Source organism: Acidovorax sp. LjRoot117 (assembly GCF_964252695.1).
Classification (GTDB): Bacteria; Pseudomonadota; Gammaproteobacteria; order Burkholderiales; family Burkholderiaceae_C; genus Acidovorax.
The window spans coordinates 1-8194 of sequence record NZ_CAXUPO020000022.1 but is presented as its reverse complement, the minus strand read 5'-3'; the positions used below and the strand labels follow the sequence as shown (position 1 = coordinate 8194).

10 protein-coding genes are annotated in these 8194 nt (G+C 58.0%); 8 read left to right on the top strand and 2 right to left on the bottom strand.

The annotated features are described in order from the left end of the window. The first annotated feature begins 147 nt into the window (after nt 1-147). The 5 genes from ACSQ3D_RS27705 to ACSQ3D_RS27685 all read left to right on the top strand — a co-directional run bounded on the left by ACSQ3D_RS27705 (nt 148) and on the right by ACSQ3D_RS27685 (nt 3481). Nucleotides 148-675: a diguanylate cyclase gene (locus ACSQ3D_RS27705; RefSeq protein ID WP_436129013.1), complete on the top strand. Its 528-nt coding sequence runs from the start codon at nt 148-150 to the stop codon at nt 673-675. An 848-nt stretch (nt 676-1523) separates the two neighbouring features. After that, nucleotides 1524-1757: a hypothetical protein gene (locus ACSQ3D_RS27700; RefSeq protein WP_436129012.1), complete on the top strand. Its 234-nt coding sequence runs from the start codon at nt 1524-1526 to the stop codon at nt 1755-1757. A gap of 143 nt (nt 1758-1900) precedes the next feature. Then, nucleotides 1901-2290, top strand: a complete 390-nt coding sequence (locus ACSQ3D_RS27695) for a type I restriction endonuclease subunit M (RefSeq protein ID WP_436129011.1) — start codon at nt 1901-1903, stop codon at nt 2288-2290. After that, complete coding sequence (locus ACSQ3D_RS27690; protein ID WP_436129010.1) at nt 2280-3023, top strand: hypothetical protein; 744 nt, start codon at nt 2280-2282, stop codon at nt 3021-3023. The genes ACSQ3D_RS27695 and ACSQ3D_RS27690 overlap by 11 nt, the downstream gene beginning before the upstream one ends. Then, nucleotides 3020-3481 (top strand): hypothetical protein, encoded by a 462-nt coding sequence (locus ACSQ3D_RS27685; protein ID WP_436129009.1) that lies wholly within the window; start codon nt 3020-3022, stop codon nt 3479-3481. The genes ACSQ3D_RS27690 and ACSQ3D_RS27685 overlap by 4 nt, the downstream gene beginning before the upstream one ends. Before the next feature lie 12 nt (nt 3482-3493). Here ACSQ3D_RS27685 and ACSQ3D_RS27680 read toward each other — a convergent pair whose 3' ends face one another. After that, nucleotides 3494-3904 carry a helix-turn-helix domain-containing protein gene (locus tag ACSQ3D_RS27680; protein WP_436129008.1) on the bottom strand — a complete coding sequence of 137 codons (411 nt, stop codon included), beginning with the start codon at nt 3902-3904 and terminating at the stop codon, nt 3494-3496. Between the two features lie 56 nt (nt 3905-3960). Between ACSQ3D_RS27680 and ACSQ3D_RS27675 the strand changes: the two genes are divergently transcribed. The 3 genes from ACSQ3D_RS27675 to ACSQ3D_RS27665 are packed head-to-tail and all read left to right on the top strand — an operon-like array spanning nt 3961 to nt 7407. Then, nucleotides 3961-5160 carry a hypothetical protein gene (locus ACSQ3D_RS27675; RefSeq protein ID WP_436129007.1) on the top strand — a complete coding sequence of 400 codons (1200 nt, stop codon included), beginning with the start codon at nt 3961-3963 and terminating at the stop codon, nt 5158-5160. Between the two features lie 37 nt (nt 5161-5197). Beyond that, nucleotides 5198-6238 carry a dienelactone hydrolase family protein gene (locus ACSQ3D_RS27670; RefSeq protein ID WP_436129006.1) on the top strand — a complete coding sequence of 347 codons (1041 nt, stop codon included), beginning with the start codon at nt 5198-5200 and terminating at the stop codon, nt 6236-6238. Further along, nucleotides 6235-7407, top strand: a complete 1173-nt coding sequence (locus ACSQ3D_RS27665; protein ID WP_436129005.1) for a serine hydrolase domain-containing protein — start codon at nt 6235-6237, stop codon at nt 7405-7407. Before ACSQ3D_RS27670 ends, ACSQ3D_RS27665 begins: the two co-directional genes overlap by 4 nt. 23 nt (nt 7408-7430) lie before the next feature. On the opposite strand, the gene ACSQ3D_RS27660 is transcribed toward ACSQ3D_RS27665, so the two are convergent. Continuing rightward, nucleotides 7431-8194: tyrosine-type recombinase/integrase (locus tag ACSQ3D_RS27660; protein WP_436129004.1), on the bottom strand; the 764-nt coding region annotated here is incomplete at its 5' end.

The following is an 8194-nucleotide window of genomic DNA, read 5'->3' as shown; positions in this document are numbered from 1 at the left end:
TAGAGTTCGAACAGCGACATTCCCAACGGCTCAAAAGTGTCTAGATAAGCCGGGGCGATTCAAGTCTTGTCTTCACGTAGCGTTTAACGCAGCGAGAAATCTAGCGCGACCAGTTTGGTCGATTCAGTTTAAAACAGTCTCAATTGCATGAACGACCTTTTACTTGGTTTGCTGATGTACGTGGTTCTGCCCATGTGGATAGTTGCAGGACTCATCGATTGGTGGTGCCATAGGCGCACGCGGATCGAGCTGACCAGCGGTTATCGTGAATCGGCTTTCCACTTGATTATGTTCGTACAGACCGGCCTTGGGGCCCTAGCCGCATTGTTGCTGCAGATCAATTTGGGGCTGCTTGTGCTGTCTGCATTCCTATTTTTGTTGCATGAATTCACAACGTGGCTTGAGCTACGTTTTGTCATCGAACGTCGACAGATAAATCCTTTCGAACAGATGATCCACAGCTTCATGGAGTTACTGCCGCTGGGCGCGATTTTGCTGCTGGTCGGTTTGTATGATGGGTCGGGAGAATGGAATTTGCAACTGAAAACCGAGCCCGTATCTACAATGTACTTGGCAATTATCTTCATGGCCGTCACATTTCTTAACTTGGTGCCGCTTTTGGAGGAGGCTTGGCGCTGCCGCCGTCATCCACCTCGCGGCGGTACTCGAAATTGAGCGAGTAGATGAGATACGACTTGGAAAATGCAACCAAATCCCGGCTGTTATCCAATACGTAAGCGTGCAGGCACGGCATATTGACTTGAGCTATGTGCTCCACTCTCGCGGATGACCGCTGTCGGCCCCATTGCTGCCGCATCGCCTGCGGCTGCCAGCACCCGCTGTTCTGCTGCCGTTCATCGCATGATGTTTATAGCCGCAATCGGTTCTTCCGGCGCGTGGTATTCTGTTTCAGATCGAAATTTGCTCAAAATTGAAGCTCGCTAGTGCCTTTTCGACGCTACCAGTTGTATCTAGCGCACTGATTGAGCACGAAATAAGCATTTTTGAGGGCTGCTGTACGACGAATTTGATTGATTTGCCGTCAAATCTACTCAAATTATGAATTATTATATCTGATTTGATATAATATTAAACATAAGCAAATTTTTTGAATAAAGAAAATTTGAGAGCAGTTGCCGTCAGTTCGAGCCAGTTTGCGGCATGTTTCGCAGTGATTTTTCGCCTCGCCATTGCTGCATTTGAAGCACCAGTGGAATGTCTGTTCGGCCGAATTCCAGGCAATTCCCACGCCATCGTGCCCCTTGTCGACCCGCTGGTCGAGGCGGTTGGGGTGCCTATGTCCGGAGAAACTCATGACCCATGAATCAGCCACCTGTAATGCGGCCTTCCGCCGTCACCAGATGGACCGATAGCTGCATCGGATGAGGAAGTTGCTTCCCCTGTGGTTGAACGGCGCAGACCTGGCTGGGAATGACGTGGATTAGAGCAACTGTGTTGGCGTGAACTTGGCCACTCGCAGCAGCCGATCTTTGATGGGGATCTACCGTCGTTCTTGATGGTGAATGCCGAAGGTCATGCCAATGGGCGCTGTTCGAGATGCCGTGGCATCGCGCCGGTTGCACGCATGGGGTTTTCTCGATGGTTGTAGCGCTGATGGCGCGATGCACTCCGAGCTCAGCGGCTGGCTTTCGGCCACTGACGAGTTTGCAGGCTGGATCGATCAGCCCTACGCAACGGACTCTGATCTGCTGACCGCGCTGTTCCAAGCGCATGTTTCATTGACGGCCTCTCGCTGAGGCTTCTTCTCTCCTCGGCTGCTGGCCTGCGGCCTCGCTGATTTCTCTCGCTCGCGTTTTCTATCCGGTACTCGTTTGCGGAGGACTACGCACGCCCGCTTGTTTTCACCGTTTTGTTTCGTTCCCTAGCCAAGGATATTTCCATGACCACAACACCCGATTCCAGGTCCAAAGCGACGGCTCCAAAGCCGACCGCGAAAACCATCATCTACTCCAACAGCGCCCGGTTTCCGCTGGGTCAGATCGTCGCTACGCCCGGGGCCTTGGAACTACTCCAGAGGGCCGGCTTCAGCGCGGCCGCTTTGATCAGCCGCCACGTGCAATGCGACGGCGGCGATCTTTGTGAAGAAGACCGCACCGAGAACGAATTTGCCGTCACGCGCCGCCTGCGGATTCTGAGCTGCTATCGGCTGGTGGATGCAGCACGGCTGGCTGCAACGCCCAAAGAAAAACGCTCTTCGCTCCCCACGGTATGGATCATCACCGAGGCTGATAGAAGTGTCACCACGCTGCTTCGTCCAGATGAGTATTGAAATGCCCAAAGCGATACCAATGAATCGCCCGGCTGTGTCATATCGGTTCCAGCGAGTGCATCCAGCTCTGATCACCGGACACACCCTCACGGTGAAGGCTCAGCGTGCAGAACCTATCCAGCCCTTTGTACAGCAGTCACAGCTCGATAGTGCCTGCGGGGTGCATGTCATCACGGCAATTCTCAGCATCACAGCGCTTGCAAAGCCAAGTGCGCTCGCCAACATGAGCCGCAGGCAGCACGGAGTCGCGGCCGCAGTCTGGGGAGCATTCGGCGACACATACTTTTCAGGGGTCTATGCGCCGGATTGGGTGGAGCGCTTCGACAGTCTTGGCTTGCCCCTGGAACTCACGGCGAAGTACGGCCCCCACGACGCTGTGGATGCTCATGTACTCGACTGGTTGATGCAAGGCTCGCTGGTGGCGCTGGTGCTGCATTCTGCGCGGCATGCACGCACCAAGCATTGGACCCTGGCGGTAGGGGCGGAAGGGGCCTTCGTGGAAAAGCGACACCAGGTCGATACCGTGCTATTGCTCGATCCTGCAACGGACAGCCCCGCGTTCGCTCCGCACAACGCTCGGCTGCGGCTTAAAGGCCATGCCGTGCCGAAGCGACCAGCCAAGTCCGAGAAGGCCGGCAGACCGCGTCCGGTGACTTGGCTCTACGAATCGCTGGCCTGGCACCCAGAAGAGGTGCATCTGCAGGCTGCGGTGCGCGTGCGAAGGACGCCATGATGGTCAATCGGCGTCAATGGCTGAAGACGCTGGCGCTGTCCGGCATACCCTCTCACGTGGCAGGCTGTTTTGCGCAAGTCCACCAAGATTTGTTGGCGGCGACGGAGCCAGACGCCATGCCTGCTTTGGACTGGGGTGATCTGCGTCGTGCACTGGCCGAATGGGGGCACACGCCTTGGAGCTTTGTCGCCACGGGCCCCAGCCGTGATTTGCGGACCATGATCAATGACTGCTGCGATGCCATTGAGCAGCACGAGCAGTCAGGGCATCTGGCGACGGCTATCGTGGTGCTGCGCGGCGATAGTCACAGACTGCAGTTGCAACACTGCGCAGCTGTCTCCAGCGCGATCCATGGTGCATTGGGTTCACGCACGACCAACCTGTGGTTTGCTGCGGCGCGTGCCCCGGCCCTGGTGGACGTGATGCGACTGACAGTGGTCATGAATGCCAGCGGCTGACTGTTCTCGCACTTATGTGGTGCTGGCCTTGGGCCTCCCTTTGGAACTCTGGCGGACCTGCGGCTTTTTGTCGAGCACAGCTTGATTGGCTCTGCGTAGTGGTCCTCCTTCCGTGGTCGGGGGATGCGCAAGTCGAATATCGGCGAATAGATCAGCCAGCGTGATGCCCAGAACGTGGCAGATCGTAGCCACGGTCAAGACACTGGGATTCACCAAGCCAAGTTCCAGCTTCGAGATGCGTGTGCGCTCCACCTCGGCCGTCATCGCCAGTTCCAGTTGTGTCATCCCGCGTTGCTCACGGAAGTGCCGCAGGTTTTTGCCAATAGCTTGGGTGATGGTATTCGGTATGTGCCGCACTTTGCGGCGGCGCTGAACCGGCGATTCGCTGGCGGCGTCTTTTTTCTGTGGAGCAGTCCGTGACATGCCCCGCAGGCTCTCGAAATGTGCCTATTGAGGAAACGTCTTAAAAGGGGCATTGCATGACAAAATGTTCCTTGAGAGGCGCAACTACTTACAACCTTCTGGAAGAAAAAATGAGCCATCGGAGAAGATTTGCAGTGACGTTGACCGCAGCCCTTGCAGCCATATTGGCGGGCTGTGGCGACAAGACTCCCTCATGTGCGGACCCGGCCACAGTGTCACTCGTCCAGCAGATTTACCAGCAGAGCTTTGACAAGGAACACGCCAGCATGAGCCCGGAGCGGCAGCGTCGTGTGCAGTTCACCAGCAAGGACGCCAAAGTCACCGTGGAGGCCATCACCACGGGCAGCACTGATGAGGCAACGGGCAAGAAGACATGTTCTGCGGTCTTGACCACGGCGATGCAAAAAGACGCAATCCCCACCGATCAGCGGATGCTCAATCACCTGCGTGGCACCTATGAACCGCAGGGCGCCGCGCTAGATGGCAACACGGTCAAAGGCAACGTGACCTACACGGTGCAGCGCACAGAAGACAGCAAGGAGGTTCTGGTCAAGCTCACAGGTCATCTACCGTTCATGGGCCTGTTCCATGATCTGGCGATGCTGAGGGTGCTTGACAAAAGCGAAGCCGAGTTCGACCAGATGACAGGTGGGGCGCCGAAAGCCGTCGAGGCAAAGACCGCAGACTCGCCGCCACCCGAACCGGCACCAGTTTCGCAACAGGCACCGAGCGTTGCGCCGCCCGTTGCATCCGTTGCCGCTCCTGTCGTGCAGCCAGCCGCAGCACAGGCACCTGCCGTTGTCGCCACTGTTCCCAGTGTCAACGTGCCGCATCTGTGCACGGGTTCAGAGACTCCGATTTTTGCTTGCTCTACCGGAAAGAAGCGCGCCTCGGTCTGCAGCAGCCATGGCGGGACCATAGAGCAGTTGGTGTACCGGCTCGCGCCATCGGAGGGCGTACCAGAGATGGAGTATCCAAGCGCCGGTGCCGCTGCGGCTGCGGCCTTCCAGCACGGTGCGCAGACAGCGCCAGATGGTGGGCCGGTGAGCTTTGTGTCGTTCGACAAGGGCAACTACCGCTATGTGGTCTATGCCGGTGAAGGCGGCGATTCTCCACGCCGGGGAATTCTGGTGGAGCAGGGCGGCAAACGCATCGCTGACCTGCGCTGCCAAAGCAATGCCATGTCCAGCTTCAGCGCAGCGCAGTTCCAGAAGATGGGGCTGAGCCAAGACAGTCGGGGCCTCTCGCTGCCCTGAGCCAACACAACACGTCTGTGAAAAGCAAAGGTCACAAATGACAGCAAGAGTTTGGGTTCGATCCATCGCGGCGACCATGGTCGCGTCTTTTGCAAGCGCAGTTGCTGCTGCACACCTCGCCGACCTCAGCGGTGGTCAAACCGGCCGCATCGAGTTCACTTCTTCCACGCCCGATCACCGATGGGCCCTGATCCGTGGCCGGTTGGGTCCCGAGGTCACGGTCTACGGCGACCTGCTGATGCCGACCCAACGATCGGACGGCAAGGTGCCAGCGGTGGTGCTCTCCCATGGCAGCGAGGGCGTCAGCGGCGTGTACTTCGATGTATGGGCCAAAGCACTGAACAACGCAGGCTATGCAGTGTTCGTCGTGGACAGCTTCAAGCCACGTGGCGAGGACCGCGTGACCGGCCCTACCAAGCAGTTGACCTGGAACACCATGGCCAACACGACGGACGCCCTGTATGCGCTCAAGCTGCTTGCAACCCATCCACAGATCGACAGCGGCCGCATCTTCCACATGGGCTGGTCCCGTGGTGGGCAAGCCCTGCTGGATGCCGCGTGGCCGACGTACCAGCAGCATGTGCTACCCGCCAATGTGAAGTGGGCTGGTGGCGTGGCCGTCTATCCCGGCTGCAACATGCGCTACCGGGTGGATCAGCACAGCAAGCTACCGGGTCCGATTTTGATGGTGCTGGGTGAGAAAGACGACATGACCCCGGCCAAACCCTGCATAGAGTTGGCCGACGAGTACGCAGCGGCAGGCCATCCCGTCAGCTACAAGGTCTATCCCGGTGCCACGCACGTCTTCGACCGGCTCAACCAGCCCTGGAAGAAGTTCAACGAGGGCAACTTCAATCTCTGTTCCATGGACGTGCGCATGCCCTATGGCGCCAACGACCGCAGTGGTTGGGGCCCAGCGCACGACAAGGCATCGGGGAAGACGTTTACCGATGACAAAGAATGGAACGCCTACATGCCGAAGTGCAAGCAGACCTCCTGGATTACGGTGGAAAGCAACGACAAGGCCCGCGAGCAAGCCGTGAAAGACGTTCTGGCATTTCTGAAAGGCATCCAATGAAGCTCGCCACCAAACAGTCCCTGCGGCTGCTGGCGGTTGCAGCCATGGCTTTCTGCGCACAAGCCATGGCGCAAGTCACTCCGGTGGCAGATGGTGGCGCCGCAGCACCTGACGAATGGCTGCTGGTCAAGACCGGGCCGCGCTGGTTCCAGATCACGCGGCCCAGCCCGAACCCGAGCACTCTCAACACCCGCGCGCCATCGGCTGGAGAAAAAGACCTCGTGGATCGTGCTCGTGCTCTGGTGGGTCAACGGCCCGCCAAGGCCTTCGCACTGATGGACGGCAACTCGATCGTGTACTCTGCGTTCAACGCCCCGGCCGATTCTGAATCGCTGTTCTTCGGCATGTCTATGGGTAAGACGGTCACGGCCATGGCAACGGGACAAGCCATTTGCGCGGGCAAGCTCACTCTGCAGTCCAAGGCCGGTGACGTGCTGCCGGAACTTCATGGCAAGGCGTTGGGCAATGCCACGGTGCATGATCTGCTGCGCATGGCATCGGGTGCAGCAGAGCAGAACGGCGACAGCACGATCTGGACGCCAGAACAGACCAAGGACTGGAATCAAGGCTTGCTGAATCTTGGGGAATTGATTGCGACGGATCGCATCTCCAAGGCTGCGCGCGGTGCGTTTTCCGAGTACAAGCCCGGCGAAGCGTTCGCGTACAAGTCCACGGACCCCATGACGCTCGGCCTCATGGTCAGCCGCGCAACGGGCATGCCGCTGAGCCAATGGATTCAAGAGCAGGTGCTCAACCCCATGGGCGCCGCACATCCGGGGCTGTACTCGCAAGATCGTGCCAAGAACGGGCTGGGGGACTCCGGCATGCGGCTGCGTATGGAGGACTGGATGCGGTTTGCCGTATGGGTCAAAGAGTCGTCTAAGAAATCGGATTGCTTCGGTGACTTCGTGAAAGCCGCAATGGCCAAGCAGATCGGCAACGACCGCAACCCTGCGGCCCGCAAGCATGGTCGCATGTTCGGCGGCTATGGCTACCTGATCTGGACGGAAAACACCAAGGCGCCAGGCACGGCATGGGCCACTGGGTGGGGTGGTCAGCGTATTGGCTGGAACTACGGCAACGACCGGATGGTGGTGGTGTTCTCCAGTCGAGAGGCGTGGATGCCGGAGGTGTATGAGCTGGCGCGAGACTGGGGGCGGGGGTATTGACGCGCTCGCTCCTCGCCAAAGAACTAAGTTTCAGGCGCCTGCAATGCTGTATCTCTAAGATAGTTTGACCAGTCCTGCATGAGATGGCGGCGCTGCTCTACGAACGTTGTTCGCGCGTACGCTTCTTCAACTTTGTCCATGATGTTGTGGGCCAAGGCTAGTTCGCACACCTCCCGTGGATAGGTGGTCTGCTCGCCGGCCCAAGTCCGGAAAGTGGAGCGAAATCCATGCGCCGTATACGGAACTTTCAAGTTCTCGCGCAAGACTACCTTGGTGAAGGCTTGATCGCTAAGTGGTTGGTTACTGCTCAGATTAGGAAACACCAACGCGCTGTCTGGCGCGAGGCGAAAGGCTTGTTTCAAGACATCAATTGCTCGGTCAGACAATGGTACGGAATGGGCTTTGTCCATCTTCATTCGGTTGTCGGGGATGACCCACATCTTGGCGTCGAGGTCGATTTCTGATTTCAAAGCGCCACGTGCCTCTCCAGAACGAGCTGCTGTCAGCACGGTGAATTCAAAGCACAGCTTTAAGGTAGCAGAGACGTTCGACTGTCGCAATGCCGTCATCAATGCACCTGCCTCACTATACGGACACGACGAGTGGTGTACTTCCTTCTTCTTCGGCCGGCCAGGGAGCAGGTTTGGCAATTCTTCCCACATCTTTAGGTCATAGCCAGGGTAGTAGTCGTGTGCAGAAGCCCACGCAAGCACCAGCCGTATGCGCTGCAGGACACGGCTTGAGGTCTCTTGCTTCTCAAGCCATACGGGCTCAAGAACCTTCGCTA